The organism is Nitrospina gracilis 3/211 (genome assembly GCF_000341545.2).
Taxonomy (GTDB): Bacteria; Nitrospinota; Nitrospinia; order Nitrospinales; family Nitrospinaceae; genus Nitrospina; species Nitrospina gracilis.
Genome location: NZ_HG422173.1, coordinates 724,019 through 749,905, shown reverse-complemented (window position 1 = coordinate 749,905; position 25,887 = coordinate 724,019). Strand labels below are relative to the sequence as shown.

Annotated in this window: 26 protein-coding genes and 4 tRNA genes; 14 read left to right on the top strand and 16 right to left on the bottom strand. The window is 56.2% G+C overall.

The features are described 5' to 3' along the window. Positions 1-45: 45 nt before the first annotated feature. The 13 genes from rrtA to dnaA form a co-directional block, all read right to left on the bottom strand. On the bottom strand, positions 46-630 hold the full coding sequence (gene rrtA / locus TX82_RS03455) for a rhombosortase (protein ID WP_005006889.1): 585 nt from the start codon (positions 628-630) through the stop codon (positions 46-48). After that, positions 627-1,508 carry a rhombotarget lipoprotein gene (gene rhlP, locus TX82_RS03450; RefSeq protein WP_005006887.1) on the bottom strand — a complete coding sequence of 294 codons (882 nt, stop codon included), beginning with the start codon at positions 1,506-1,508 and terminating at the stop codon, positions 627-629. The genes rrtA and rhlP overlap by 4 nt, the downstream gene beginning before the upstream one ends. Positions 1,509-1,684: 176 nt before the next feature. Then, positions 1,685-1,770 (bottom strand) — tRNA-Ser (locus tag TX82_RS03445). Between the two features lie 15 nt (positions 1,771-1,785). Then, positions 1,786-1,859: transfer RNA gene (locus tag TX82_RS03440), tRNA-Arg, on the bottom strand. Between the two features lie 60 nt (positions 1,860-1,919). Continuing rightward, positions 1,920-2,504, bottom strand: coding sequence for a DUF2155 domain-containing protein (locus tag TX82_RS15025; RefSeq protein WP_005006885.1), 585 nt, complete (start codon positions 2,502-2,504; stop codon positions 1,920-1,922). Positions 2,505-2,743: 239 nt separating this feature from the next. Then, positions 2,744-3,745, bottom strand: a complete 1,002-nt coding sequence (locus tag TX82_RS03430) for a zinc-dependent alcohol dehydrogenase family protein (protein ID WP_005006883.1) — start codon at positions 3,743-3,745, stop codon at positions 2,744-2,746. Between the two features lie 162 nt (positions 3,746-3,907). Then, a tRNA-Ser gene (locus tag TX82_RS03425) sits at positions 3,908-4,000 on the bottom strand. 94 nt (positions 4,001-4,094) lie between these two features. Beyond that, positions 4,095-4,180: transfer RNA gene (locus TX82_RS03420), tRNA-Ser, on the bottom strand. 124 nt (positions 4,181-4,304) lie between these two features. After that, positions 4,305-5,585 carry a serine--tRNA ligase gene (serS, locus tag TX82_RS03415; protein WP_005006881.1) on the bottom strand — a complete coding sequence of 427 codons (1,281 nt, stop codon included), beginning with the start codon at positions 5,583-5,585 and terminating at the stop codon, positions 4,305-4,307. 8 nt (positions 5,586-5,593) lie between these two features. Then, positions 5,594-6,442, bottom strand: a complete 849-nt coding sequence (locus TX82_RS03410; RefSeq protein ID WP_005006879.1) for an outer membrane protein assembly factor BamD — start codon at positions 6,440-6,442, stop codon at positions 5,594-5,596. 36 nt (positions 6,443-6,478) lie between these two features. Then, positions 6,479-8,896 carry a DNA gyrase subunit A gene (gene gyrA, locus TX82_RS03405; protein ID WP_005006876.1) on the bottom strand — a complete coding sequence of 806 codons (2,418 nt, stop codon included), beginning with the start codon at positions 8,894-8,896 and terminating at the stop codon, positions 6,479-6,481. Positions 8,897-8,945: 49 nt separating this feature from the next. Continuing rightward, the gene (gyrB, locus tag TX82_RS03400) at positions 8,946-11,549 is read right to left on the bottom strand and encodes a DNA topoisomerase (ATP-hydrolyzing) subunit B (RefSeq protein ID WP_005006871.1); all 2,604 of its coding nucleotides are present in this window, start codon (positions 11,547-11,549) and stop codon (positions 8,946-8,948) included. A gap of 245 nt (positions 11,550-11,794) precedes the next feature. After that, positions 11,795-13,195: a chromosomal replication initiator protein DnaA gene (gene dnaA, locus TX82_RS03395; protein WP_005006869.1), complete on the bottom strand. Its 1,401-nt coding sequence runs from the start codon at positions 13,193-13,195 to the stop codon at positions 11,795-11,797. 540 nt (positions 13,196-13,735) lie between these two features. Here dnaA and TX82_RS16150 point away from each other — a divergent pair. From TX82_RS16150 to TX82_RS16610, 5 genes are all read left to right on the top strand, one after another. Beyond that, the gene (locus tag TX82_RS16150; protein WP_005006868.1) at positions 13,736-13,882 is read left to right on the top strand and encodes a hypothetical protein; all 147 of its coding nucleotides are present in this window, start codon (positions 13,736-13,738) and stop codon (positions 13,880-13,882) included. A gap of 118 nt (positions 13,883-14,000) precedes the next feature. Beyond that, entirely contained in the window at positions 14,001-14,390 is a 390-nt protein-coding gene (locus tag TX82_RS03390; RefSeq protein WP_005006866.1) for a hypothetical protein, read from the top strand. Continuing rightward, positions 14,383-14,835, top strand: a complete 453-nt coding sequence (locus tag TX82_RS16620) for a hypothetical protein (protein ID WP_005006864.1) — start codon at positions 14,383-14,385, stop codon at positions 14,833-14,835. The genes TX82_RS03390 and TX82_RS16620 overlap by 8 nt, the downstream gene beginning before the upstream one ends. A 53-nt stretch (positions 14,836-14,888) precedes the next feature. Continuing rightward, positions 14,889-15,305, top strand: coding sequence for a phage major capsid protein (locus TX82_RS16615; RefSeq protein ID WP_042250457.1), 417 nt, complete (start codon positions 14,889-14,891; stop codon positions 15,303-15,305). A gap of 11 nt (positions 15,306-15,316) precedes the next feature. Beyond that, positions 15,317-15,451, top strand: coding sequence for a hypothetical protein (locus TX82_RS16610; protein ID WP_338038031.1), 135 nt, complete (start codon positions 15,317-15,319; stop codon positions 15,449-15,451). A gap of 3 nt (positions 15,452-15,454) precedes the next feature. Here TX82_RS16610 and TX82_RS03375 read toward each other — a convergent pair whose 3' ends face one another. Both TX82_RS03375 and TX82_RS03370 read right to left on the bottom strand, forming a co-directional pair. After that, positions 15,455-15,736, bottom strand: coding sequence for a hypothetical protein (locus TX82_RS03375; RefSeq protein WP_005006856.1), 282 nt, complete (start codon positions 15,734-15,736; stop codon positions 15,455-15,457). A 71-nt stretch (positions 15,737-15,807) separates the two neighbouring features. After that, positions 15,808-17,397, bottom strand: coding sequence for a hypothetical protein (locus TX82_RS03370; RefSeq protein WP_042250454.1), 1,590 nt, complete (start codon positions 17,395-17,397; stop codon positions 15,808-15,810). Positions 17,398-17,510: 113 nt separating this feature from the next. Between TX82_RS03370 and TX82_RS03365 the strand changes: the two genes are divergently transcribed. Then, a complete protein-coding gene (locus tag TX82_RS03365) occupies positions 17,511-18,299 on the top strand; it encodes an electron transfer flavoprotein subunit beta/FixA family protein (RefSeq protein WP_005006853.1) in 789 nt (262 codons plus the stop codon). Between the two features lie 416 nt (positions 18,300-18,715). Here TX82_RS03365 and TX82_RS16145 read toward each other — a convergent pair whose 3' ends face one another. After that, entirely contained in the window at positions 18,716-18,889 is a 174-nt protein-coding gene (locus TX82_RS16145; RefSeq protein ID WP_005006849.1) for a hypothetical protein, read from the bottom strand. Positions 18,890-19,153: 264 nt separating this feature from the next. Here TX82_RS16145 and TX82_RS03355 point away from each other — a divergent pair, with 264 nt between their 5' ends. From TX82_RS03355 to TX82_RS03320, 8 genes are all read left to right on the top strand, one after another. After that, positions 19,154-20,263, top strand: coding sequence for a saccharopine dehydrogenase family protein (locus tag TX82_RS03355; RefSeq protein ID WP_005006848.1), 1,110 nt, complete (start codon positions 19,154-19,156; stop codon positions 20,261-20,263). 80 nt (positions 20,264-20,343) lie between these two features. After that, a complete protein-coding gene (locus TX82_RS03350; protein ID WP_187291901.1) occupies positions 20,344-20,895 on the top strand; it encodes a response regulator in 552 nt (183 codons plus the stop codon). A 167-nt stretch (positions 20,896-21,062) separates the two neighbouring features. Beyond that, positions 21,063-21,491 carry an OsmC family protein gene (locus TX82_RS03345; protein WP_005006842.1) on the top strand — a complete coding sequence of 143 codons (429 nt, stop codon included), beginning with the start codon at positions 21,063-21,065 and terminating at the stop codon, positions 21,489-21,491. Positions 21,492-21,695: 204 nt separating this feature from the next. Beyond that, entirely contained in the window at positions 21,696-22,691 is a 996-nt protein-coding gene (locus TX82_RS03340; RefSeq protein WP_005006840.1) for an electron transfer flavoprotein subunit alpha/FixB family protein, read from the top strand. A 7-nt stretch (positions 22,692-22,698) separates the two neighbouring features. After that, the gene (gene rsmG, locus TX82_RS03335) at positions 22,699-23,346 is read left to right on the top strand and encodes a 16S rRNA (guanine(527)-N(7))-methyltransferase RsmG (RefSeq protein WP_005006839.1); all 648 of its coding nucleotides are present in this window, start codon (positions 22,699-22,701) and stop codon (positions 23,344-23,346) included. 297 nt (positions 23,347-23,643) lie between these two features. Next, positions 23,644-24,450, top strand: a complete 807-nt coding sequence (locus TX82_RS03330) for a ParA family protein (RefSeq protein ID WP_005006835.1) — start codon at positions 23,644-23,646, stop codon at positions 24,448-24,450. Further along, positions 24,447-25,304: a ParB/RepB/Spo0J family partition protein gene (locus tag TX82_RS03325; protein ID WP_005006833.1), complete on the top strand. Its 858-nt coding sequence runs from the start codon at positions 24,447-24,449 to the stop codon at positions 25,302-25,304. Before TX82_RS03330 ends, TX82_RS03325 begins: the two co-directional genes overlap by 4 nt. A gap of 59 nt (positions 25,305-25,363) precedes the next feature. Beyond that, on the top strand, positions 25,364-25,774 hold the full coding sequence (locus TX82_RS03320) for a bactofilin family protein (RefSeq protein ID WP_005006831.1): 411 nt from the start codon (positions 25,364-25,366) through the stop codon (positions 25,772-25,774). Positions 25,775-25,887 lie beyond the last annotated feature (113 nt).

Here is a 25,887-nt window from a genome sequence, read left to right as displayed (position 1 = left end):
AAAAATCCTCACTGGGGAAAAACCGTATGGGATTGACACCGGTTTTCAAATATATTCCAGCTTGTAATTCTTAACCCCGACAGAAAAGAAAAATAGTATCGCTGTCAGCACACCCGTGAAATGAGTAAGAAACACGGGTTTTATTTCCACATTGGTTGTTGCAAACAAGGTTTGTCCAAAAAATATTTCAGAGATTAATTTCCCGGCAACCAATAGGAGTAACAGGCCTGGATAGATCAGGCCCCGTTTATTATTTTGTTTTGAAGCCTCCAGTAAAATGTAATAAACAACCGCACCGCAGGCAACTCCAGAAAGGCCGGCATAATAAATAATTTCCGGTTTGAAAATCAATAAAACGCCACTTATTGAAAGCGCCATTACCAGACATAGAGGGCCTAAAAAAGAATGGCTTCTCTGTTCTATCAAAGCTCCAACAATAAGAAATACAATACTATTATAGAATAGGTGTGAAGGCGAATAGTGTACCAGATAACAGGAGACTATTCGCCATAGCTCACCCGAAAAAACAGCATTGCGGTCATAAATAAACAATTTTTCCAAAGAAGGCGTAAAGTAAACCGCCAGGCTCGCTACAGTGATTCCGCAGGTCCAGACCGGGATTTTAGTCATGGCATCGTCGTATTCCGTTTTACATACAAACGCAATGCGATCATCAAACTGAGAAGCACGAAGTAAATATCCAAACTCCCCGTGCCTGTATATCCGGACTGACGTATCACTTTAATAGATTCCGGCGATTCTTTGATCTTCTCCTTAAAAAGATTTAACTGCTCATCCAAATTGACGATCAAGTCTTTGGAAGCCTCATTAAATCCTTCCATCCTGTCCAAGCGACTTTGCTCTGAAAGATTAACCGGGGTCGCTTTACTTTTTATATGGCTTAAACCCGGCGCCCGAAAAAGCATCTTACGGCTTTTGATGTCATATACGACCGCATCCAGCATAGTGTGGGTATCATTTTTCTCGCCCTTAACCGCATACATACCAATGACCGTCCAGTAAGAAATAGAGCTGAAATCTTCATCCGTAAATTGTGTTTGATCATAGGACAACAGGACTATGACATCGATACCGTACATGGTTTTGATCTGATCGAGATTGGTGAAACTTCCATTTGGTTTTAAATAGGCAGATGGAATCAATTCAATGGATTTGACAAAATCGTATTGCTTGAAATGCGCCGCTACTTCTTTCATGAGCATCATCTTGTCTTTTTCAGTAAAGCTTTCCGGTCCGTAGTTTCCGATGTGACCTGAATGCTGGGCATGGACCGACCGGCGGACCTCAATTGAACTGCCAGGAACAAAAGCGATACCCACCCGCAAGGGCAACGACAGGGTTGGAATGGAGGGAGATTCTATTTTAGAATCTTCATTCGGATATAAATACTGAACAACACTACTTTTTTGATGACTTGAAGTGGCACATCCAATCATTGCAAGCTGAAATACAATCAGGGTAAAAACAACTATTTTATGCTTGAGCACATCCTTACCCTCCCGCCAGATTTATGGGTTTGTAATACCGGCACGAAGTTGCGCTTTAGATATACCTCCACATGTAATTTAAAACCCTATACTCGTGTTCACTGGCAACGGTCAACCCGTTCCACCCTCGCTAAAGGGTCAGTCGCTTCTCCCTCCCGGTAATCTGCAAGGCAGAGAGGAGAGGGTGGGATTCGAACCCACGGTACCCGGAGGGTACAGCTGATTTCGAGTCAACCGCCTTCGACCACTCGGCCACCTCTCCCAAGAAAAAAATAAGTACGCCCAAGAGGACTCGAACCTCCGACCTACGGTTCCGCAAACCGTCGCTCTATCCAGCTGAGCTATGGGCGCATAAATTTTTTAAATTTCGAATGTCGTGCTAATTCGTTTCCGCCACCTGAAGCAACGCGCTTAGCCCACCGATTCGGGAATGAAATCCATCAACTGCAGACTGTAACGCGGGTGCTCGAACGCGTACATCGCCGGGTACATGGCAAACGCCCAGCCGTCGAAAATCAGGTTGCCGTTGTCGGTGATGACCAGCCGCACCGCCGGGTTCTGCAGTTCGTTGCCCTTCGACGTAACCTCATCTCCGGTCAGCACGAAGTTGGGCAGAAACGCGCCCGTCGTGACCGTGATGCCGCTCGTGCCCAAGGGGAAACTGTCCCCGAGGGTCACCGTTTTCATTTCGCTTTTTTCGTCGTCGGTCTTGTCGCGGACCAGTATTTTAACCGCTTTCCATTTTCCTTCAACTGTTTTCGGCACCACCAGCTTGCGGTTCACTTTTTGCGCCTGCTCGAGGTCCGGATGCCCCTCCACCTCGGTGGCGGAACCTTCGGCCATCTGCTGGTCGGTCAGAGGCGGGGCCTCACGCGAAAACGAGCCCTCCACGTCCTGCGGTTTTTCCTTGAGTGCCGCGACGTCCACCGCGCCTGAGGTGTCCTTGCCGTCGGAATCGCCCATGGAACAGGCCGCGCCGAGAAAAGCGATTACCATAGCAAGGACCGCGGTCCGAAACAATGATTTCATTGAAGTTTTCACAAATAACCTTCCCGCCCCGGAGAGAACCCGGAGTCAACGGAATTTCATATTCAATAAATCGATTTGGTAGAGCCACTTTACCAGAAACCAGGAGCCCCCGTCCACAAATCTCAAGTGGTTGATAAAAAGGGGGCATCCTGCTGTACCGCGGTCAATGGGGGAGCCGGGAAAGACGAGATCGCCGGTTTCGCTTCTTATAAATTCTCCAGAACGATTTTTCCGGTGTGGCCGTTGCTCGCGAACAGGGCGTGGGCTTCGTTCACCTCGGAATAGCGGAACCGTTTTTCGTGAATGAGCGGTTTCAGGTTGCCCGCATCGACCAGACGGGCGGCGACGCTCAGAATGTGACCGTGGTCGGCGCGCTTCTCGCCCGTAATCATCGGCAACAGCATGAAGACCAGGTGCAGGGACAATCCCTTGATGTGCATGTTGGTCAGGTCGTGCGTGTTCTGGCCGATGATCGACACCACGCGGCCCCACGGCGCGGCGGCTTCCAAGGATTTATCGAGGGTGTCGCCCCCGACCGTATCGAAGATCACATCGAATCCCTTGCCTCCGGTCAGGCGCTTCACGTAATCCGCCACGTTTTCGTCGCGGTAGAAAATGATGTCGTCCGCGCCGAGGCTCTTCGCGATGTCGGCCTTGTCCTGGGTGGAGACGGTGGTGGCCACGCGCAGGCCGCGTGTTTTGGCCAGCTGGATGGCGGTGTGCCCGACCCCGCCCACTCCCGCGTGCACCAGCAGGGTGTCGTTTTGCGCAACCTTGGCGCGGTCGAAGAGGCCTTCCCATGCGGTGATGCTGACCAGGGGCAGGGCCGCCGCTTCCGCAAAACCCAGGGTGGTGGGCTTTTTGGCGATCAGGTTGGCATCCGCCAGCATGAAATCGGCCAGCGCCCCGTTCAGGTTTCCCGCCGATCCCTTCAGCCCCCCGGCGCACCCGTACACCTCGTCGCCGACTTTGAAGTCGTTGACCCCGGCACCCACTTCGGCGACGACGCCCGCGACGTCCATGTGCAGGACGGCGGGCAGGTCCGGATTGATGCCCAGGTCGGCGGTCAGGATTTTGTGATCGACCGGGTTGAGGCTGGTGGCTTTGGTTTCGATCAGCACATGGCCGGGCTGGACGGCGGGTTTCGGAATGTCGCCTTCGACAAATTTCGCGGACGCGCCGTACTCATGCACCAGGTAGGCTTTCATAGGTCACAACTCCTGTTTTAAAAACCAAAAGAGGGTTGAAGCCTGTTGATGGGCTCAACCCTCTTTGTGTGCGAATTACATAAGCATGGGCCAACCTGAAATTGCGCCCCCGGACCATCGTCTGCCTGGAACGCATTAGCCCGTTTCGCGTCATGTAATGACTGGCGGAGAGGGAGGGATTCGAACCCTCGGTAAGGTTTAAGCCCTACACACACTTAGCAGGCGTGCGCCTTCAGCCAGCTCGGCCACCTCTCCTTGTATTCGGTTTCTTTTATCGAGACGTCCCGGCGCCGCGTAGCCGGGGTTCCACTTCTTTCTTTTTTAAAACGGGTCGCCCGCCCGTCATATCTGGCGGAGGGAGTAGGATTCGAACCCACGGACCTTTCGGTCAACGGTTTTCAAGACCGCCGCCTTAAACCACTCGGCCATCCCTCCATTCATTCGGTATCGCCCTCGGTGACCTCAATGTACCCAAGTCCGGCCCAAACTGCAAGAAGTCATGGCTTTGAGGCCTGCCCGGCCCACGCCCGGCTCCGCAAACTGCGAAACCGTACCAGATTCAGCCGGGTTTGCCAATCAATTCCAGACCGTGCATGTAGGGACGGAGCGCCTCGGGCACGACCACGGTGCCGTCGGCCTGCTGATAGTTTTCGAGGATGGCGACGAAGAGACGTCCCGCTGCCACGCCGGAGCCGTTCAACGTGTGCACCAGCTGGTTGCCGCCGTCCTTGCTTTTGTAACGGATCTTCGCCCGCCTGGCCTGGTAGTCGGTGAAATTGCTGCACGACGAAATCTCGCGGAACGTGTCCTGCGTCGGCAACCACACTTCGATATCGTACGTCTTCGCCGCCGAGAAACCGAGATCGCCACTGCACAGGTTCATCACGCGGTAATACAGGCCGAGTTTTTGCAGGATCGATTCCGCATGTGTGAGCAGCTTTTCCAGCTCGTCCCACGAGCGGTCTGGGTGAGCGAACTGCACCAGCTCCACCTTGTCGAACTGGTGCTGGCGGATGATGCCGTGCGTGTCCTTGCCGTACGATCCCGCCTCGCGCCGGAAACACAGGGTGTAGGCGGTGTACTTGACCGGCAGATCGTCTTCCTTCAGGATCTCGTCGCGGTGATAGTTGGTGACCGGCACTTCGGCGGTCGGGATCAGGTAATAATCGTCGTCCAGGTGAAACAGGTCTTCCTTGAACTTGGGCAACTGCCCGGTGCCTTCCAGACTTTCCTCGTTGACCAATACCGGCGGGTACAGCTCGGTGTAGCCGTTCTCGCGCGTCTGCACGTCGAGCATGAAGTTGATGAGCGCGCGCAGGAGCTGCGCGCCCTGGTCGCGGAACACGGCGAAGCGCGCACCGGAAATTTTGGCGGCACGTTTGACATCGAGCAGTCCCAAAGCTTCACCCACCTCCAGGTGGGTTTTCGGTTTGAAAGAAAACTCAGGCTTCGTTCCCCACTCGCGCACAAATTCATTCTGTGTCTCGTCCTTGCCCCTGGGCGTGGAGTCGCTGGGCGCGTTGGGGATGGCCAGCAGGGTGTCCTTCACCTGACGTTCCAGGTCCTCCGCCGTATCGTCGAGTTCCTTGATGCGCGCGTTGATTTCCTTCACCTCGTCCATCAGCGCGGTGGCGTCTTCGCCTTTTTTCTTGAGCTGACCGACTTCATTCGACAGGGTTTTCTTTTTATTCTTGAGCGAATCGGCTTCCTTTTGCTTGTCGCGCCTTTGGGCGTCCAATTGAGCGAGGCGGTCGAGTCCGTCGGCAAACGCGATTCCGCGCTGGGCCAGCCGGGCGCGCAGGCCTGCGGCATCTTCCCGAATGAGTTTGATATCGAGCATGAGCGTTCCTAATCTTTTCTGCGGCTTCGGTGGATTTTCCGCTTCGAGCGGCCACCCTTTTTGATGCGCTGTTCCAGTCCTTCCAGTTTCATTTTGATGAGCGCCGGGTAACGGTAGTTGCCATCCAGTCCTTGAAATCGTTCATACGCCTGGTCCAGTTGACCCTCTTCCTCCAGGCACGAAGCCATGATGAATTCCATGTCGCCTTCGAAATCGCTGCGTGGATACTCATTTTGAAACGCGGTGTAACGCGCCCGCGCTTCTTCACATTTTTTGAGCGAGAAGAGGATTTCCATCATACGAAAATACGCGCGTTCCGCCCAGTCGGATTTCGGGTAATTCTCGAGCAGGATTTCCAGTTCCATCAACGCCTGGTCGTAGTTGTGTTTTTTGAAGAAGATCGACGCAATGCGGAACTGGTGTTCGGCGTTTTCATCCGGCCGCTCGTTGAGGTTGATCAGGTTCTGGTACTCGATGATCGCCTGGTCGAGGTCCTTGATGTTGAGCTCCACGATCTCGGCGATGTACTTGCGCGAATCGTAGGCGAAGGGTCCCTTCGGGTTGCGTTTGGCCACGTCCTGGAAAAACGTGAGGGCCTTTTCGTAGTCGTCGAGGTCGAAGTAATGGATTTCACCCAGGCGGAACAGGGCTTCCTGCGCGAGGGGGCCTTTCGGCGAGATTTCGATGACGGCGCGGAACAGTTCGACGGCGCTGTGGCTGTGGCCGTCGATCCACCGGTCGTGCGCCTTTTCCAGCAGCCGACGCGGTTCGGAGTCCGGCTGGCAGGCGCCGATGAACACGAACGCCACAATCCAAATCAGAAATTGGAACTGGGTTGTGATTCGAGAATCCAACACGATCCGCCTTAATGGGGTTTGATGACCGGGCAGGGATCAGTCTTCGAGTTTTTCAAATCCCACAATCTGCGTGCCCTCTTCCATGCGGACTAGGCGCACCCCCTGCGTGTTGCGGCCCATGACGGAAATCTCGCTGACTTCCATGCGAACGATGTTGCCGCGCGAGGTGACCACCAGCAGTTCGTCGTCGTCCTGCACCTGCTCGACGCCGACGAGGTGGCCTGTTTTTTCGTTGCAGCGGAGGGTGATGACGCCGCGGCCGCCGCGGCCCTGCACGGGGTAGTCGTCTATGGGCGTGCGTTTGCCCAGCCCGTTTTCCGCCACGGCGAGGAGATGCTTGCCCGGCTCCACGATCTCCGCACCCACCACCCGGTCGTCGTCCTTGAAGCGGATGCCCGTCACGCCGCGTCCGGTGCGGCCGATGGGACGCACGTCCTGCTCGTCAAAGCGGATGGCCATGCCGGAGCGGGTGGCCATCAGGATGTGCTGCTGGCCGTCGCTGATGAGCGCGGTGATGACGCGGTCGCCTTCGTCCAGCGTGAGGCCGATGATGCCGCCCTGCCGGGGCCGGCTGTAGGCGTCCATCGACGTTTTCTTTACGATGCCGCGCTCGGTGACGCAGGTGATGAACTTGTCGGCTTCGAATGTATCCACGGTGAGGATGCTCGCGATCTTCTCATCCGGCTGAAGCTGGATGAGATTGGCGATGGACTTGCCCTTGGCGATGCGGCTCGCTTCCGGAATGTGATACACCTTGAGCCAGTGCACACGGCCAAGGTTGGTGAACACCAGCAGGTAATCGAGGTTCGACGCCACGAACACCTGGTGCACCACGTCCTCCTCGTTGACGGCCATGCCCTTGATGCCCTTGCCGCCGCGTTTCTGCGCGCGGTAGTTGTCGATCAACTGGCGCTTGATGTAGCCGCCGCGCGAGTAGGTGACCACGACGTCCTCGTCGGCAATGAGGTCCTCGATGTCGATGTCTGCCTCGTCCGTCACCACGATTTCGGTGCGGCGCTCGTCGCCGTACTTGTCGCGGATGCGGACCAGTTCTTCCTTGATGATGTCGAGCTTCACGTCCTCGTGGGCGAGAATGTTTTCGTATTCGGCGATTTCCTTGCGCACGGCTTCCAGGTCATCCACGATCTTCTGACGTTCGAGCCCGGTGAGCCGTTGCAACCGCATTTCAAGAATGGCTTTGGCCTGAATTTCCGACAGGCCGAACTGCGCCATCAACCCCTCGCGCGCGGTGGCGGGGTCGGCGGCCTGGCGGATCAACTGCACCACTTCGTCGAGGTGGTCGAGGGCGATCTTCAGGCCTTCGAGAATGTGTTCGCGTTCGCGTGCTTTTTTGAGATCGTATTCCGTGCGGCGGGTGATGACCTCGCGGCGGAACAGCACAAACTGCTCGAGCGCGTCCTTGAGGTCCAAAAGACGCGGTTCGCGTCCCACCAGCGCCAGCAGGTTGATGCCGAAGGTTTCCTGCAACTGCGTGTTCTTGTACAGCGTGTTCAGGATGACCTGGCTGTTGGCGCCCTTTTTGAGTTCGATCACCACGCGGATGCCCTCGCGGTCGGATTCGTCCCGGAGGTCGCTGATGCCCTCGAGTTTCTTGTCGCGCACCAGTTGCGCGATCTTTTCCACGAGGCGCGCCTTGTTCACCTGGAACGGCAGTTCGCGGATGATGATCCATTCGCGGTCGCCTTTCGGGCTTTCCTCGATCTCCACCCGGCCGCGCACCTTGATCTGCCCGCGTCCTGTATGGTAGGCGGCGCGGATGCCGGCGGTGCCGTATATCAGCCCCGCCGTCGGGAAGTCCGGCCCCGGCACGATCTTGATGAGGTCGTCGATGCTGCACCCCGGGTTTTCGATGAGGTGAATGGCCGCGTTGACGATTTCCGTCAGGTTGTGCGGTGGAATGTTGGTTGCCATTCCGACGGCGATGCCCGACGAGCCGTTGACCAGAAGATGCGGAAACGCCGCGGGTAGCACCGTAGGTTCGGTGGTCGATTCGTCGTAGTTGGCAATGAACTGGACGGTGTCTTTTTCGAGATCGTTGAGCAGCTCCTGCGTTATCTCGCGCATGCGGATTTCCGTGTAGCGCATCGCCGCGGCCGAGTCTCCATCCACCGACCCGAAGTTGCCCTGTCCGTCCACCAGCGGGTAGCGCAGGGCGAACGGTTGCGCCATGCGCACGATGGTGTCGTACACCGCCATCTCTCCGTGGGGATGGTATTTACCGATGACATCGCCGACGATGCGCGCCGACTTGCGGTAGGGCCGGTTGAACACGTTGCCCTGATCGTGCATGGCGTACAGCGAGCGCCGGTGCACGGGTTTCAGTCCGTCGCGGATGTCCGGCAGGGCGCGCCCGATGATGACGCTCATCGCGTAATCGAGATACGCGCTCCGCATCTCGTCTTCGATATTGATCAGCTCTACAGTCTGGCCCATGTGTCGTGTCGTTGGTTAAGTTCGTTGTGCGTTTTGCGTGGTGGCCTGTTCAGATATCCAGGTTCTTGGCATCCATGGCGTGTTTTTGTATGAATTCGCGGCGCGGTTCCACGGCGTCGCCCATCAACGTCGAGAACAGTTCTTCCAGCTCGACGATGTCCTCGGCGCGCACCTGCAGCAGCACCCGCGACTCCGGGTTCATGGTGGTTTCCCACAACTGGTCCGGGTTCATCTCGCCCAGTCCTTTATAGCGCTGGATGTACATGCCACCCTTGCCGGCTTCCATGATGGCGTCCAGAAGCTGGTGCTTGTTGGGAAGCTGGCGCGACTCGTTCTTGTAGTTCAGGGTGAACGGAGGGCGGTCGAGTCCCCGGATCGGTTCGTAATACGAATACAGTTTCTTGATGAGCGGGGATTTTACGAACTCCGCGTTGAACTGAACACCAAATTCCCGCCCCCAGCGGCGGCCGGAAAACAGGAACTGGTAAAAATTCTTTTCCGGATCGTAATCGATGGTGATGTAAAAATCCTTGATCGACGTCGTCACCTGGATCCATTTCTGGCCGTGCTCCGTTTTCGAGCGATAGGTGTTGCCCTCCGGCTCGTCGAACTCTATGCCGAACTTGCCGAACTCCGCCGCTTCTTCCTCGCCCAGCATCTCGCCGTTTTTGAGGACAACGGGCACGTTTTTGAGACCCTTGCCGAGTTCAAACCGATCCCGGCAATCGGCATCGATCAACTGCTCCATGATGTCTTCGATGGTTTTCAGCATGGTACCCAGCGTGCGGAAAGTGTTCTCATCCATGGTCTGCCGCACCAGCGCGTCCAGAACCTCCGCCGGAATGTTGTTTTTGGAAATCATGTCGGTGCAATCGCGGTACTGGATCAGCTGGTTGACGATCTTGACCAGTTCCGGTCCGGCGTAGGCGTTGCCGTTGTCGGCGATATGGAGTTCCTGATTCTCGCTGCCCTGCTCGACCAGGTACTGCGACAGGATTTTTTCGTCCTTGATATAGGTTTCCGACTTGCCGCGCTTGATCTTGAACAGGGGCGGCTGGGCGATGTACAGGTATCCGCGTTCGATCACCTCCGGCATCTGCCGGAAGAAAAAGGTGAGCAGGAGCGTGCGGATGTGCGAACCGTCCACGTCGGCGTCGGTCATGATGATGATCTTGTGGTAACGGATCTTGTCGACGTTGAAATCTTCCTTGCCGATGCCCGTTCCGAGCGCCGTGATGAGGGCGCGGATTTCGTCGCTGCTGATCATTTTGTCGTAGCGGGCTTTTTCGACGTTCAGAATTTTTCCCTTGAGCGGCAGGATGGCCTGGAACTTGCGGTTGCGGCCCTGCTTGGCGGAACCGCCGGCGGAATCGCCCTCAACGATATACAGTTCCGACTCGGCCGGGTCTTTTTCCGCGCAATCGGCGAGTTTTCCGGGCAGGGAACTGATTTCCAGCGCACTCTTACGCCGAACCAGGTCTTTGGCTTTCTTGGCCGCCTCGCGTGCCTGAGCGGCGCTGATGGCCTTTCCGACGATGGACCGGGCCACCGCGGGTTCTTCTTCGAAGATCTGCCCCAGCTTTTCGTTGACGATCTGCTCGACCTGACCCTTGACGTCACTGTTGCCCAGGCGGCCCTTGGTCTGGCCTTCGAACTGCGGATCCGGGATCTTGACGCTGATCACCGCCACCAGTCCCTCGCGCACATCCTCGCCCGTCAGGCTGACGCCGGCGGTTTTGAGCAGGTTGTTCTGCGTGGCGTAACTGTTGATGGTGCGGGTGAGAGCGGAACGGAATCCGCTCAGGTGCGTGCCGCCGTCCTTGGTGTTGACGTTGTTGACGAAGGTGAAGATTTCTTCGGCGTAACTGTCGTTGTACTGCATCGACAATTCCAAATACATATTGTCGCGTTCGCGCTCGATGTAGATCGGCTTGGGATGCAGCGTCTTTTTGTTTTTATTCAGATGATCGATGAACGACTGGATGCCGCCTTCGAAAAAGAAATCGTGACTGCGTCCGTCGCGCTCGTCGTGAATCTTGATCCGCAGGCCCTTGTTCAAATAAGACAATTCCCGCAGGCGGTTGGACAGGATGTCGAAACTGAAATTGGTGTCGGGAAAGATTTCGGGGTCTGGCCGGAAGTCAATTTTGGTGCCGGTGGTGGTGGTTTGTCCCACTTCCTGCAGGGACGTGACCGGTTTCCCGCGCTCGTATTGCTGTTGATAAATCTTGTTGTCGCGCTTGATCTCCAGTTGCAGCGTCTCCGCCAGAGCGTTGACGACCGAGACACCGACGCCGTGCAGGCCCGCCGACACCTTGTACGTGTCCTTGTCGAACTTGCCGCCGGCATGCAGGGTGGTCATCACCACCTCGGCGGCGGACATGTTCTTGCCCTTGTGGTGGTCCACGGGAATGCCGCGGCCGTTGTCCGACACGGTCACACTGCTGTCGACGTGCAACTGGACTTCAACCTCGGTGCAGTATCCGGCGATGGCCTCATCCACGCTGTTGTCCACCAGTTCGTAAATCAGGTGGTGGAGCCCGTCCTGGCCTGTGCCCCCAATGTACATGGCGGGGCGCTTGCGGACGGCTTCCAGACCTTCCAGGACCTTGATATTGGACGAGTCGTAAACAGCCTTTTGAGGTGTTTCCATCAGTTCCAGATCAGAGAGAAATTATAAATAACAAGATAGTTGTTGTAGAAGGCGCTGTGGGAATGTGGAAAATCAGTCTAAATTAATGAATTTAAAGGAATAATTGCATGAATAACTCATGTGGCCGAACGCCTCGAACGCATTGCGGGTGGGGACAAATTCGTACCTTATATAATTATACCCTAATAGGGGCCCTTTAGGACACAAATTTTGCCCAGGTTTTCCACAAATTTTTAAGGGATGGCTCAGCTTTCGAGGATGTTCAGGATCTGCTGAATGGATCCGGTCATCTCGTTGTTTTCCTTGACTAGCGAGGAAATCTTGCGGTGTGAGAAAATGACCGTGGTGTGGTCTTTTCCACCGAATTGCCTGCCGATCTCCGGAAGCGACGCCTGGGTGTATTCCCGGCAGATGTACATGGCGATCTGGCGGGGGATGGAGATGTCCCTGGATCGTTTCTTGGATTTGAGGTCGGATACCCGGATGCTGAAGTACTGCGCCACGGTTTTCTGGATGTTGGCGATGGAGAAGTTCTTGTTCTTGTCCACCGTGAAGTCCTTCAGCACTTCCTTGGCGAGTTCCAGGTCGATGTCGCGCCGCGTGAACGAGGAGTAGGCGATCACGCGCAGGAGAATGCCCTCCAGTTCACGAATATTCGACTTGATGTTGTTGGCGAGGAACATGGCGACGTCCTGAGAAATTTCTTTTTCATGGAAGTCCGCCTTTTTGTAAAGAATCGCCATTTTGGTCTCGAGGTCCGGGGGCATGATGTCGGCGATGAGCCCGCTTTCGAACCGCGACCGAAGACGCTCCTCGATGTTCTTCATGTCCTTGGGGTAGCGGTCGCTCGAAACGACGATCTGCTTGTGGTACTCGTACAGCGAATTGAACGTGTAGAAAAACTCTTCCTGCGTGCGTTCCTTTCCCGCAATGAACTGAATGTCGTCAACGAGAAGCACGTCCAGCGGACGGTACCTTTCCCGAAACGCGGCCATCTTGTCGCGTTTGATGGATTCAATCAGGTCGACGGTGAAGCGTTCCGCGGAAATGTAACGGACGCGCAGGTTGGGATTCTGGTTTGAGATCTGGTTGCCGATGGCGTGAAGCAGATGCGTTTTTCCCAGACCCACCGCACCGTACAGGAACAACGGATTGTAGGTGTACGCCGGTTTCTGCGCCACGGCCTGGCACGCGGCGTGGGCGAACTGGTTGTTGGGCCCGATGACAAAACGATCGAACGTGTATTTCGGGTTCAGGAAACTTTCCGTGCGTGAAGATTCACCGACTTCCACGTGTGGCGAAGACGCAGGGGTCTCCATTCTCGCTTCAGACGGGGCTGAAACGGGGGGGTGCCCGTTGCCGTTTCCATTTCCATTGCCGTTAAAGGGGGTTTCAATACCCGATGAAATGCCGTTTACCTGAAAACACACTTCCAGTTTCTTGTTCGCGAAATATTCCAGCGTCTCTTGAATCAACTCCAAATAGTTTTCCCGAAGACACCGTTCAAAGAAACGGTTGGGAACCACCAGGGTGAGTGTGTTTTCATTCTTGGCGCAGGGATAAAGCGGGGTGAACCATGTGTTGAAGTTTTCAGGAAGAATTTTCTGTTCGATGTGATCGAGACAATTCTTCCATAGAGCGTCCATAAACCCAGCCCCTTCTACTTGAGAAAATCTTGTGGACGAAATAAATGTGAGGAGAGAACGCGTTGAATATATAAAACGGTCTGAACCAATTCAACCACAAAAAATGGGCAGAAGTTTCTTTCAAAAATAAGTCGTGCAATAACAGGTTAATTGCCTGATTAAAAATTTGTTACTCACATATTTTCCACAGGTGTTCATTTTGTGGAAAACCCGTCCCTCCGTTTTTTGAACCAGAACACATTCAAAAATATAAGGTTACAGGCTTTATACCCTGGGCCGTCTGCTGTTTGTAGAAACCGGTCGCCAACAGCTGAACGCAGGCGGACGCGCGATCACGGGGATCCCGTCGACAGCCCGGGCCGTTTGCCGGTTCTTCAACTCACCCGTTTTGCCGCGCACAAGACGACCCCTGCCTGTATATGGAACGGACCGGAATGCCCGGTCCGTTCCTCCCGCCTTCTTGAATTTGTTTTTCATTTTTCAATTTAAGGGAGACATCATGAACTGGTTGCGAGGAAAAAAACCTACCTGGTCGCGGCGATGATGGTCGCCATTTCGATACTCAATCTCATAACGGGTGACGCGTCGCTGAGCGAACTGGTCTCGAGTCCGCACTTCAACACCCTGCTGGAAGGGATCGGCCTCGGCACTCTGCGTGCCGGCGTTTCTAAAAATCTTTTCCGTTAACCCTCAAAACCCCGGAATGAAAAATTTTCTCGGTTCAACCGAATTTGATTTTTATTTCCGGGTGGCCCGCACCCAAAAACAATGAGGCCTCTTCCTTTCCACCCACAACCAAAGACCCATGACCCTGCCGTTTCTGCAAATCCTCACGCCCTACATCACATTGCTGTTGACGGTTGGCATCTGGGTGGTGGGCTGGCTGATGAAAAAACTCATTGCGGACAACGACCGCCACTTCCTCGATGTCAAAACCGAACTGAAAGCGAAGATCGACGAATGCGGCGGCGAGCTGGAAAAACGCATCGATAAACTGGAGCGCGACCTGGAACTGCTGGAACGCTCGCGCCTGGCCGATCACAAATACCTGTACGAGCAGTTCGTGCACAAGGACGGCTTTCACCGCACCGTTGGCCGGACGGAAAGCGCCATCGGCAGGATCTTCAAACAGCTCAACGAACTCAACCGCGTGGTGAACCGCAACATCGGCGCCGCCGAGAGCCATCATGACTGACGCCTGGCCCGATCCCGCCCTGCTGATTCTGCTGGAAGAGGTGGGCGCGCTCCGGCAATCGATTCAGGACATCCTGCGGCACGCGCCGGATGAGGTGCAACTGCACCGCATCCACGGCATGTACGTCGGCCACATCCTCGACATCCGCAAGACGCTTCTGCAGGAACAGTCGGCGGACAAAGAGGCGTTGCTGATCGACGCGCTCCGCGCCGTGGTGCGGTTTCTCTTGGAACGCGGGGAAGAGGAGATGGCGCAGTTCGTCGGCGACCATCTGGAAGCCATCGGTGAAAAGGTGAAAGAGACTTGGCAGGATTCAAAAGCATTTCCAGACTGGCCCGGGGCTACGCGGATATCTGCCGCACCCTCGCCCGCGCCATCACCCCGTTCGGACGCACCACCGCCGAGCAACGGGACGAGCGCCGCGGGCGGGCCTGCCGCGAACTGAAGTTCTTCGCGGAAACCTACTTCCCGCATTACCTGACGGAAAAACCGTCGAAGATGCACCGCCACTTCTACCGGCGGTTCCAGCAGGCGATCGACCGCGCCCAGTCGCCGAAGCAACGCGGCAAGGGATCGTTCCCCTCCCGCCTCGTGCACGAGGTTCAGGACCTGAACGAAATCAAAAGCCGCATGGAGCGCATCGAGACGCAGCTCAACCGCCCCATCTTCGACGACGGCTCTCCCGCGCAACACGGCGCCGATCCCGAACGCAAGCAGGCCATCAACACGTACCTGCGCAAGGGCGAGGGCGCGCTCAACCCGCACGAGGTCAAACTGCTTTCGGTGGATAGCGATCCGCAGGGCGGGTACTGGGTGACCTCCGAGATTTCGCAACGCGTCATCACGCAGATCACCGAAAGCTCGCCGTTGCGTCACCTCGCCGCGGTCGAGACGACCTCAACGACGCGGCGCTGACCGACAAGCAGTTGACCGCAGTGTGCCTGGTGTTTTACGGCGGGCTCAAGAAGAAGAAAGCGGCGCAAGTGATGCGCATTTCCAGTCAGGCGCTCGCCGACCACATCAAAGCCGCACTTAAGAAAATCGAGGAACGGATTCGGTGAAACTCAGGGGGCGACTTCGGGGGAAGGCGGGGCCATGAGGCCGATGTAGAGGATGACGGCTCCCAGCACTGTGAACAGCGTGAAGTAGGTCCAGAAGAATACCGGGCTGCGGTTGCGCTGCAGGGTGGTGCCCGCACCGATCATGTATCCGGTCAGGATTCCCAGCACGGGCGGCACCAGAAAACCCAGTCCGAGCGCGACGATCGGGCCGATGGTGTTCTGCACCACCAGCACCACAAGCAGAACGATGAGCCCCCCGAATACGCCCAGAATGATGTTGTTCATAACAGACTCCTTCCATTCATTCTGCGCCCGCCCCGCCCCTTTTTCAACAGGTCACACCTTTTTTATCCGCATCACCCCGGAAACTCGTAGGGGACAGGAGTCGTGGGATCGATCAGTTCTCCTTTCCGGTGTTTGTCCAGTGCGGGGGAAGGCGGCTCGGTTTTGCGCGCGAAGATTTTAGATATGGGGTCCTGGTAGATCTTCACCCATCCGGATTGGTCTTCCATCGACCGGTGTGCCGCCTCATGATGTCCCGTCAACACGAACTGCGTGGGAAAGTCGGTGAGCAGGCGGTCCCCCTCCGGTCTGCCTGTGGCAAATGCGGCGTTCAAATCGATGATGCTTTGCGGGTAGGCGGTGCGGAAGCGTCCGTCAATCGAAACCTTTGCCTGCGGAAATTTCCAGATCCAGTACTCTCCCCAGTCGAAGGGCACCACCGTGTTGCCGGACAACCCATTGGCCTGCATGAAACGGGCGGCGTACGTCGGATACACGCTGGCCTCGACCCATATTTTGTAATTGTTGCCCGAAAACAACTGCCAGCGGTTGATCAGGAAAAAAATCATGAATACCAGCAGCACGGCCTGAGCCGCCCAGCGGAAATGGTTGGACAACTTGACGTAGTGCGGCCTGAAATCCAGCCTGGCCAGGAACTGGCTGTACTGCATGGAAAGATACGGAAGCAACAGGATGACCGCCAGCACCGTGTGGCGCTGGTGCTTGAACCCGTAAACCAGGGCGACGGTCAGCACCGTCAATTCCCAGACGCGTTTTTTCGTCGGTAAAAACCAGCTCACGACAAAAAGGCCTGCCAAAATTTTGTAATGAATGTAATCGGCGGTCCCCAACGGAACCGGCATCCATTCTGTGATGACCCGCTCGCGGCCCAGCGATTCGTAAAAGAACACCCACAGCTTGTAATGGTTGGGATGCATCAAAACCGCGGCACAGCACAGGATGAAAATGTTCGCCAGCAGACGCCGCGCCCGCTCTTTGGATTTCCATCCGCGCGCCACCTCGATGAATGTGATGAGGCCGAAGATACCGAGTCCCGCCACCACGCCGCCGTGGCTGTTCACCCAGCCAAGAAAAATCATCGGCATCCAGAGGATCACGCGCTGGTTGCCCTCGAAAAATTTTTGAAGCACCACGACCATCCATGTGAGAAACAGGAACGTCGCCAGGTGCGGGCGCGTCATGAAACCGGCGGACATCGCCGGCACCGCCAGGAGGAACAGGCCGAGGTACACGGTGACATTCCGCGAGCGGGCGAAATGCAGGCCGGAAAGCAGGTGGATGATGTAGATACCGAGGAACAGCTTAGCCAGGATGAGGCCGGTGGAATCCGCTACCGAGTAAATGCCGTAAAAGATCACCTCCATCAACCATTCGTGGTTGATCCAGCGGTAACCCTCCGCCGTGTAAGAGTGCGGATTGGTGTCGTGCACCGCACCCTGTTCGACGATTTCTTTACCGAAGTGGATGTGGCCCCACAGGTCCGGGTCGGCGCTCACCAGAGAAAACCAGGCGATGGCCCACACGTAAATGAATGCGCGGGCCCAGAGAATGAGGTGTTCTTCGGCTGCCGGACGGGCGGGGGCCGGCGTTTCACCGGGGTCCCGTGGCAGGTTGTGGTGTTGGGTTGAAGTTGGATTCGGCAAAGGCGGTTGTTCAGGGGTTGACGGGTTGACTTTGGCTGTTAACATTTTCAGGCAAGCGTGGGATAATTTCCAACAAAACTGACCGGAAACTTTCAATTCAGACGGAGACGACAGTGAACATCCTCGTATGCGTCAAGCAGGTGATCGACACCGGAGCGGCGATCGAAATCAAGGACGGCAAGGTGCAGAGTGAAGGCCTGCCGCGCGTGCTCAATCCTTACGATGAATTTGCGGTGGAGGAAGCCGTGCGCATCAAGGAAACCGACGGCGAAAGCACGGTGACGCTCATCAGCATGGGGCCGGACAATTTTAAGGACACCCTCCGCAGGGGACTGGCCATGGGTGCGGACAAGGCGGTGCACCTGCTCGATCCGGCCTTCGAGGGACTGGATTCGCTCGGCGTGGCCCAGGTGCTGGCGGCGGGCATCCGCACGCTTGACCACGACCTCATCCTGTGCGGCCGCCAGGCGGTGGACGACGACATGGCGCAGGTGGGTCCGTCGCTCGCGGTATTGCTCGGTATGCCGTTCGTTTCCGTCATCACCAAACTGAACCTCGCAGACGACAAGAAAAGCGCCGAGGTGACCCGGCAGATTGAAGGCGGGTCGGAAATCATCGAAACGCCCCTGCCCGCTGTTCTGACCTGCCAGAAGGGACTGAACGAACCGCGGCTGCCGTCGCTCAAAGGCATCATGGCAGCAAAGAAAAAAGAGATCGCCGTGCTCGACGCGGCGGCGATCGGGTTCGATCCGGCAACACAGGGAGCGACGGCCAATCACATCACGCAGGTGGACCTGGCCAAACCCCCCGCGCGCAAGAAAGGCGTGATGCTGGATGGCAGTCCCCAGGAAATCAGTGCCAAACTGCTGGGTATCCTGCGGGACGAAATCAAAGTGGTGTGACCGACGGCCACGTCCTCCGTTTTTTTAAATCGGGCAAAAGTCCATGGACCCTTTCGGCAAAGATCATCCTGCTTCCTCCCTCAATTCACTTTCTTCCGCGTCAGGCCCTGTCCGACAGCATAAGCCTGCCAGGTGGGGATGGGGATTGCTGATCTTTTATTTGTTCCTGTTGACCCTGGGTGCCGCGGGCGAGCTTTTTGAAATCGAGGCGATCCTGAACCTTCCCTTGTTTTTGCCACCGGGAAAATTTTAATTGGGAAAAAATTGGGTGAGGAAATGTAATCCGGGGGAGGCCCCAGCCTCCCCCTTTTTACATGGAGGTTTGAAGTCTATACAAAGGAGAGTCCGTGCAAGTGAGCGCTAACGGGACCGAGGAACAGAGATTCCCGACTTCAGGGAATACGAATTCCCGGGGGTCAGTTCCGGGAAGCAACCGAACCGTTGATGGTGTTGGCATAGGCGGAAAACGGAACCGGGTTCGAGGTTCCCAGGAAAAGAACGGTCAACAGGGCAAGAAGAGCGACGGCTTTGAGAAGTTTGGGTTGATTCCGTTTGAATGAGGATGCGTTGTATAGCTGTCCGTGTACCATGGTTCCAAGTTTCCTTTGAATACAGTTCAATTGCATGAAAATAAGCAGAAATCATGCCAAAATTACTAAAAAACATTCGTTGCCCCATTTAAACCCTCCGCATTTCAGACTAAGAGGGGTTTTCCGGATTTCCGATAAGGAAACGCGGCTCCTTAAAGCAAAAAAATCTGTGGAATCTGGATGAAATTCCAGACATCGATTTATGAATAATCATACAATATAGGTATGGTTAGCCATGAATATCATTGGGTTCGGGAATAGGATATGAATCGCAAAATCGAGTCGGTACTTGTGGTCGGTCTGGGGAAAGTGGGCCGACTGGTGGGCATCCTGCTTCATGAATCCGGGTTCGTTGTGACGGGGTTGGACAGCGAAACTCATGGGGACTTGCCGTTTGCGGTGAAGCAGGGAAACGCGACCCGGGTTGCGACATTGCGAAAACAGATTCACGGTCATGATGCGGTGGTGTCGTGCCTGCCTTATGATCTGAATACGGCGGTGGCCGAGTGCGCGCACTCCCTGGGAATACATTATTTTGATTTGACGGAAGACGTGGCCACGACCGCGGCGATCCGCACAATGGCCCGGAAAGGCAAAGGTATTCTGGCGCCGCAATGCGGGCTGGCCCCGGGGTACATCAGCATTGTTGGTGCGGAGCTGGCCAAGACCTTCAAAAAGTTGAGGAGCATCGAACTGCGGGTCGGCGCCCTGCCGCAGAATCCCAGCGGGCTGTTGGGTTACGCCTTCAACTGGTCGCCCGAGGGGGTGGTCAACGAATACCTGAACGATTGCGATGTCATCCAGGACGGGCAACGCGCGCAGGTCCCGGCAATGGAAAACCTGGAGACCGTGGTGATCGACGGCATGCAACTGGAGGCGTTTTCCACCTCCGGCGGACTCGGTACCATGTGCGAAACTTACGACGGCAAGGTGGAACGCTTGAATTATAAAACCATCCGCTACCCCGGGCACAACAAACTGATGCGGTTTTTCTTCAACGAACTTCACCTGCGCAACGACCGCAAAATGGCCGGTGAAATCCTGGTCAACGCCAAGCCGCCGGTGAACGACGATGTGGTGTTCGTTTATGCGGCGGTGGAAGGCTGGCGCAACAAAAAACTGGGCCGGGCAGAGTTTGTGCGCAGTTATTACCCGCGAAAAATAGCCGGCAACCACTGGCGCGCCATTTCCTGGACCACTGCCGCTTCCGTTTGTGCGGTGGTCGAACTCGTTTCCAAAGGGGACCTGCCGCAAAACGGATTCCTGCAGCAGGAAACCATCCCGCTGGATCTGTTTTTCAAAACCCGTAACGGTGCCATGTACGACGACAAGGAATCCCGGTCTGGAACGGAATTCCCCGAGTTCGATGGATGAACGGACACAACGGCCGGACGGGCGAGGGTGGGGTTGACATTATGATTTGTAAAAAACTTTGCGGACCCAGGGAAGCGGTGATGGCGGTTTTCGATTTTCAACCGCCAACGCCGTTGGGAAAGCCGGTTTGGCATCCAACCGACACTACGGCCAAATTGTCCGGGGACCCCCAGCATGCTTCCGCCATTCCGGGTTTTCACGGACAGCAGAATCTGCAGAATGGGCTGGGAAGCAGGGCCCCGGTACCGACGCAGTCGGTTCGTGTGCTGTTCGCTGAGGATTCGCCCGAACAGCAAATGCTGATTAAGTATTATATGAACGCTTTTCCATGCATGGTGGAGTTTGCGAACGATGGCCTGGAAGTGTTGGACAAATGCCAGAGGTACGCCTTCCCCTTCATTTTCATGGATATGCGCATGCCCAAAATGGATGGGCTGACCGCCACTCAAGCCATTCGCAGGATGGAATCGGACCAGAACCGTCTGCCCGCCAGGATCATCGCCCTGACCGGGATGTGCCGGGACTCGGACCTGAAGGCCATCCGCCAGGCCGGGTGCGACGGCATTTTGTCCAAACCCTATACCAAATTGCAGTTTATGAGGAAAATAAAGGAAATCTTGCATATTCCCTGATCCCTGAAATTGGCCGCACTCCGAAAGAGGCTAAAAAAATGCGCCTAAAATAAATCTTTTTACCCTTTCCTTCCTCTAAAAATATAACCTTGGACAGGTCAACCCATCTGATACGAATCTTTAAATACTCCCAATAAAAATTTATTTCTTTTCTGGAGAGGAGAACCATGCCTGAAAGAAAATCATCTGCACGCTGGAACGGAAGTTTGAAAGAGGGTAAAGGAACCATGAAACTCGGAAGCGGTGCCTACGAGGGTCCCTTTTCGTTTCCTTCCCGGTTTGAGTCGGGAGACGGCACCAACCCCGAAGAGCTGATCGCCGCCGCCCATGCGGGTTGCTACTCCATGGCGTTTTCCGCCACTCTGGGGAAAAGCGGTTTCACGCCCGAGTCGGTGGCGACCACGGCGACGGTTCACCTGAACCAGGTCGAAGGAGGCTTTGGCATCACCAAGATCGATCTCGTTATGGAAGCCACCATCCCGGATATCGATGACGCCAAGTTCCAGGAAATCGCGGAAGCCGCCAAAGTCGGTTGCCCGGTGTCCAAGGCACTGGCGGGCCCGGAGATCACACTGCAGGCCACTCTCAAGAAGTAAAAAGTTTTTCAGTTCCCAAAAACCCCGGAAACGAAAGTTCCCGGGGTTTTTATTTTTCTTGCACCTGGTTGAAGGGGTAAAAATTTAAATAGCCTAAAATGGCATTATAAAAAAATCGCCCCGAACGGGCCCGGTTCCGGTTTAAAATAGGCTCGCTGGCAGGGCGTCCGAAAGGGGTTGTGAATTTCAATTTAGAGGAGAGCCATGAGCGAGGGCAAACAGATCTGGGTTCTGGCGGAGGTGCTGGGCGGTCAGGTGAAACCGGTCAGCCTGGAAGCGCTCCATGCGGGCCAAACTCTGGGTGGTGAACTGGGTGCGACGGTGACGGCCGTGGTGGCCACCGCACCCGGTGCTGAAATCCCGGAGGATGTCGCCAACTGTGGTGTCGCGCGGGTACTCCATATTCAGCATGCGGGGCTGGAAACGTTCAACAGCCTTGCTCTGGTGGAAGTGCTTGCACCGCAGGTTCAATCGCAGAACCCCGAGGTGGTCATGATGGGCGCTACCAACCACGGCAAGGAGTTGGCCCCGGCTCTTGCCGCCAGACTGGGTGTGGGCCTGGCCACCGACTGCATTGAAATTCATGCTGAAGGTGGGATGCTGAAAGCCCGCCGCCCGGTGTACGCCGGGAAGGCGCACATCACCTTCCAGTTCGGCGACACCCGGCCCTGTATTCTCACCCTTCGACCCAACGTGTTCCGTCCGGGTGAAACCCCCGCCGGCGATGCCGCTCCGGTGGAAACGGTCACGGCGGACATTCCTGAAAACGGGCTCCGCCTGAAAGTGAAAGAAGTGGTTCAGGCCGCCGGACGTAAGCTGGATATCACTGAAGCGCGCATCATCGTCTCCGGGGGCATGGGCATGCAGAAACCGGAAAACTTCCAGCTGCTGGAAGAGCTGGCCGAAGTTTTGGGCGCGGCCGTCGGCGCAAGCCGCCCGGTGGTGGACAACGGCTGGCGGGAGTACTCCAACCAGGTCGGGCAGACGGGGCGGACGGTATCCCCCGACCTTTACATAGCCTGCGGCATCTCCGGCGCGGTGCAGCACCTGGCCGGGATGTCCTCCTCGCGCTGCATCGTTGCCATCAACAAGGACCCCAACGCGCCGATCTTCGACGTCGCCGATTACGGCATCGTGGGCGACGTTCTGGAAATTCTCCCTGTGATGACTGCCGAATTCAAAAAAGTCCTGCAAAAGTGATCCCGCCGTGGAAGGACTGATCGTTGACCTCCTTCGTCACCCCAACCTGAACCTGCCGGAGCTGCCGGACCCCACAGCTGTCGCCCAATCTCTTTCCCGGTTCCTGCGCCTGTGGGGGAAGTGGAACCCGAAAATCCAGCTTACCTCGGAAAAAGACGCGACGGAGGTGCTGCGCCGGCATGTATTCGATTCCCTGCAATACGCCCGGGCGATGGTTCCGGATGGGCGGACTCTCGACATTGGTTCCGGCGGTGGGTTTCCGGCGATTCCGCTCAAAATCCTGTTTCCCGACCTTCCTCTCACTCTGCTCGAAAGCCTGCGCAAAAAAACCGGGTTCCTGCATGCCGTCGGGTCCGAATTGGAATTCCACGATTTTCAGGTGGTGAACGCCCGTGCCGAAGTTGCGGCAGGCGACCCGGCCCTGGCGGAATCCTTCGATTGTGTCACCTACCGAGCCGTCGGTTCCACCGCACAATGCCTGGAATGGGCCCGGCCGTTTTTGAAACCCGGAACGCGGGTGGTTGTGAAAAAGGGGCTGGAAGAAGGGGAGGCCGAGATCCCGGCCAACAGCCCCTTCGATCTGAACCAGTCCATCCCCATATTCGGCCACGACGGCAAAGAATCCCGGCTTCTCGTTTTCCACCTCCAGGGCTGAAAATTCTCCGCCCTAAGCCGAAAACCCTATATAAATCATTTTATTGCCCCTCAACTCTCCCCAATGTTCCACGTGAAACACCGGGCCCCGCCCGGAGGGAATATGAATGAATTTGAAAAGGATTTGATCAGCCTGTTATTGAAAGGGGCTCAGCCCCTGTTTCACGTGGAACATTGCGGGGGAATGGAACCGGTTGAAATAGCGTCATAAGCCGATTGGCTGGGGTTTTTCGGTTGGCGGGGTATAAAAAACCGTGCTACATTGATTACGTTTTCTCCCACCCTGGAGGCTATCCTTATGGCTTCGATCATCAGCATCGCCAATCAGAAAGGCGGCGTCGGCAAGACCACGACCGCGGTGAATCTCGCCGCATGCATTGCCCTTGCGGGTAAGAAGGTCCTTCTTGTGGACATCGATCCGCAAAGCAATGCCACCAGCGGCCTCGGCGTCACCCCCAACGGCAACGGCGGTATTTATGATCTGCTGATGGGCTCGGCCACGCTGGACGACGTGGTCCACGCCACCGAAATCGACACTCTAAAAATCGTTCCCGCCACGGTGGACCTTGCCGGAGCGGAAGTGGAGCTGGTCGGCATCGAGCACCGCGAATCGCGCCTCAAGCAGGCGCTCCAGCCGGCGCTGGGCCGGTTCGATTACCTGGTCATCGACTGCCCGCCGTCGCTCGGCCTGCTCACTTTGAATGCGCTTACCGGATGTCACTCCGTGCTGGTGCCGATGCAGTGCGAATACTATGCCCTTCAGGGTTTGAGTCATTTGATGAAGACGCTGAAACGCGTCAAGCAGGGGCTCAATCCGGAGCTTCGCATCGAAGGCATCCTGCTGACCATGTACGACGCCCGCACCAGTCTCACGCGGCAGGTGCAGGACCAGGTGAAAAAATACTTCAAGGATTTTCTGCTGAACACAGTAATCCCGCGCAATGTGCGGTTGAGCGAGGCACCGAGCCACGGCCAGCCGGTGGTTCTGTACGACAGCCGCTCGAAAGGAGCGGATGCCTACGTCGAGCTGGCGAAAGAAATCATCGCCCGCACACGTTTGAGGCAGGGGAATCCGTCCGGAAACCTGAGTGAGGTGACGCCATGAGCCGCAAAGCCTTGGGCAAGGGCATCGACGCCCTGTTTGGCGACGCACCGGAGGGATCCGAAGCGGCGGCCTCGACCACGGGCGTCACCGTGGTGCCGCTGGAGCAGATCGTGCCCAACACCAACCAGCCGCGCAAGGAATTCGACGACGAAAAACTGAACGAGCTGGTGGAGTCGATCAAGCAGAACGGCGTCATCCAGCCCATCGTCGTGCAAAAGCAGGGCGACGGATACCAGTTGATCTGCGGTGAGCGCCGCTGGCGCGCCAGCCAGGCGGCGGGGAAGAAAGAGATCCCGGTGGTCGTCCGCGATGTGAACGACACCGAGTCGCTCCAGATCGCGCTCATCGAAAACATCCACCGCCAGGATTTGAATCCCATTGAGGAGGCCGAGGCCTACCAGCGCTTGATCCAGGACTACGGCCTGACCCAGGACGAGGTGGCGCAGAGGGTCGGCAAGAACCGGGTTACCGTAGCCAACACGATTCGTCTGCTGAAACTGTCGAAGGCGATCAAGGACGACCTCGCCGCCGAGCGGTTGAGCATGGGCCACGCCCGGGCGCTCCTTTCCATCGGCAACGAACGCGACCGCGAAGACGCGCGCCAGCAGGTGGTGAGGAAAGGCATGACCGTGCGCCAGCTGGAACGGCTGGCCCAGCGGCTCAGTCAGCCGTCTTCCACCGCCACTAAAAAAAGCGCCCAAAATGACATATTCATAAAAGACCTCGAAAAGCTGTTCGAACGCAAGCTGGGCACCCGGGTGCACGTGAAGGCGGGCAGGAAGGGCGGCCAGGTGGTCATTCAGTATTACAACAATGACGATTTACAACGCATCCATGATATGATAATCAAGTAATTGAAAGAAATGCGATTATGGGAATGTTCGATTCAAAACCAGCAACTAGCGGAGGAGGCATGGCGAAGCCAGTGGAAACCAACAAAGACATCAAGGCGTACATGGGCGAGGAGACCCATTTCAAAGGAACCCTCAGCTTCACCGGCACCGTGCGCATGGACGGTCAATTGGAAGGCGAAGTGCAGACGCAGGACACGTTGATCGTCGGCGAAAAGGGTGTGGTGAAAGCGGACATCACCGCAGGCACCGTCATCTGCAAGGGCAAGATCTACGGCACCATCAAGGCCAGCCAGCGCGTCGAGATCCACGCCAAAAGCGAAATGGTCGGCAACATCGACACGCCCTCGATCTTCATCGAAGTCGGCGCGGTCTTCGACGGCAACTGCAAGATGGGAGTCAGCGAAAAAAAGGTGGTTCCCCTGGTGAAGGATGAGTCGGCTGAAAAAACCGGCACCGACCACAAAAACTGACGGGGCTTTTTGCTTCCGCAGACCGGCCGTTCCCAGTCCGTTCGCAATCCGGCTGTTTTTCTCAAACCCTCTCTTTAACCCATTGTTTTCCAGTTAGTTATTGAGTTTGTGCG

Excerpts from the sequence above, each read along its gene's own strand:
- rrtA (WP_005006889.1), bottom strand. The coding sequence starts at position 630 with ATGACTAAAATCCCGGTCTGGACCTGCGGAATCACTGTAGCGAGCCTG.
- TX82_RS15025 (WP_005006885.1), bottom strand. The coding sequence starts at position 2,504 with ATGGTAATCGCTTTTCTCGGCGCGGCCTGTTCCATGGGCGATTCCGAC.
- TX82_RS03430 (WP_005006883.1), bottom strand. The coding sequence starts at position 3,745 with ATGAAAGCCTACCTGGTGCATGAGTACGGCGCGTCCGCGAAATTTGTC.
- serS (WP_005006881.1), bottom strand. The coding sequence starts at position 5,585 with ATGCTCGATATCAAACTCATTCGGGAAGATGCCGCAGGCCTGCGCGCC.
- gyrA (WP_005006876.1), bottom strand. The coding sequence starts at position 8,896 with ATGGGCCAGACTGTAGAGCTGATCAATATCGAAGACGAGATGCGGAGC.
- gyrB (WP_005006871.1), bottom strand. The coding sequence starts at position 11,549 with ATGGAAACACCTCAAAAGGCTGTTTACGACTCGTCCAATATCAAGGTC.
- dnaA (WP_005006869.1), bottom strand. The coding sequence starts at position 13,195 with ATGGACGCTCTATGGAAGAATTGTCTCGATCACATCGAACAGAAAATT.
- TX82_RS16150 (WP_005006868.1), top strand. The coding sequence starts at position 13,736 with ATGATGGTCGCCATTTCGATACTCAATCTCATAACGGGTGACGCGTCG.
- TX82_RS03390 (WP_005006866.1), top strand. The coding sequence starts at position 14,001 with ATGACCCTGCCGTTTCTGCAAATCCTCACGCCCTACATCACATTGCTG.
- TX82_RS16620 (WP_005006864.1), top strand. The coding sequence starts at position 14,383 with ATGACTGACGCCTGGCCCGATCCCGCCCTGCTGATTCTGCTGGAAGAG.
- TX82_RS16615 (WP_042250457.1), top strand. The coding sequence starts at position 14,889 with ATGCACCGCCACTTCTACCGGCGGTTCCAGCAGGCGATCGACCGCGCC.
- TX82_RS03375 (WP_005006856.1), bottom strand. The coding sequence starts at position 15,736 with ATGAACAACATCATTCTGGGCGTATTCGGGGGGCTCATCGTTCTGCTT.
- TX82_RS16145 (WP_005006849.1), bottom strand. The coding sequence starts at position 18,889 with ATGGTACACGGACAGCTATACAACGCATCCTCATTCAAACGGAATCAA.
- TX82_RS03355 (WP_005006848.1), top strand. The coding sequence starts at position 19,154 with ATGAATCGCAAAATCGAGTCGGTACTTGTGGTCGGTCTGGGGAAAGTG.
- TX82_RS03350 (WP_187291901.1), top strand. The coding sequence starts at position 20,344 with ATGGCGGTTTTCGATTTTCAACCGCCAACGCCGTTGGGAAAGCCGGTT.
- TX82_RS03345 (WP_005006842.1), top strand. The coding sequence starts at position 21,063 with ATGCCTGAAAGAAAATCATCTGCACGCTGGAACGGAAGTTTGAAAGAG.
- TX82_RS03340 (WP_005006840.1), top strand. The coding sequence starts at position 21,696 with ATGAGCGAGGGCAAACAGATCTGGGTTCTGGCGGAGGTGCTGGGCGGT.
- TX82_RS03330 (WP_005006835.1), top strand. The coding sequence starts at position 23,644 with ATGGCTTCGATCATCAGCATCGCCAATCAGAAAGGCGGCGTCGGCAAG.
- TX82_RS03325 (WP_005006833.1), top strand. The coding sequence starts at position 24,447 with ATGAGCCGCAAAGCCTTGGGCAAGGGCATCGACGCCCTGTTTGGCGAC.
- TX82_RS03320 (WP_005006831.1), top strand. The coding sequence starts at position 25,364 with ATGGCGAAGCCAGTGGAAACCAACAAAGACATCAAGGCGTACATGGGC.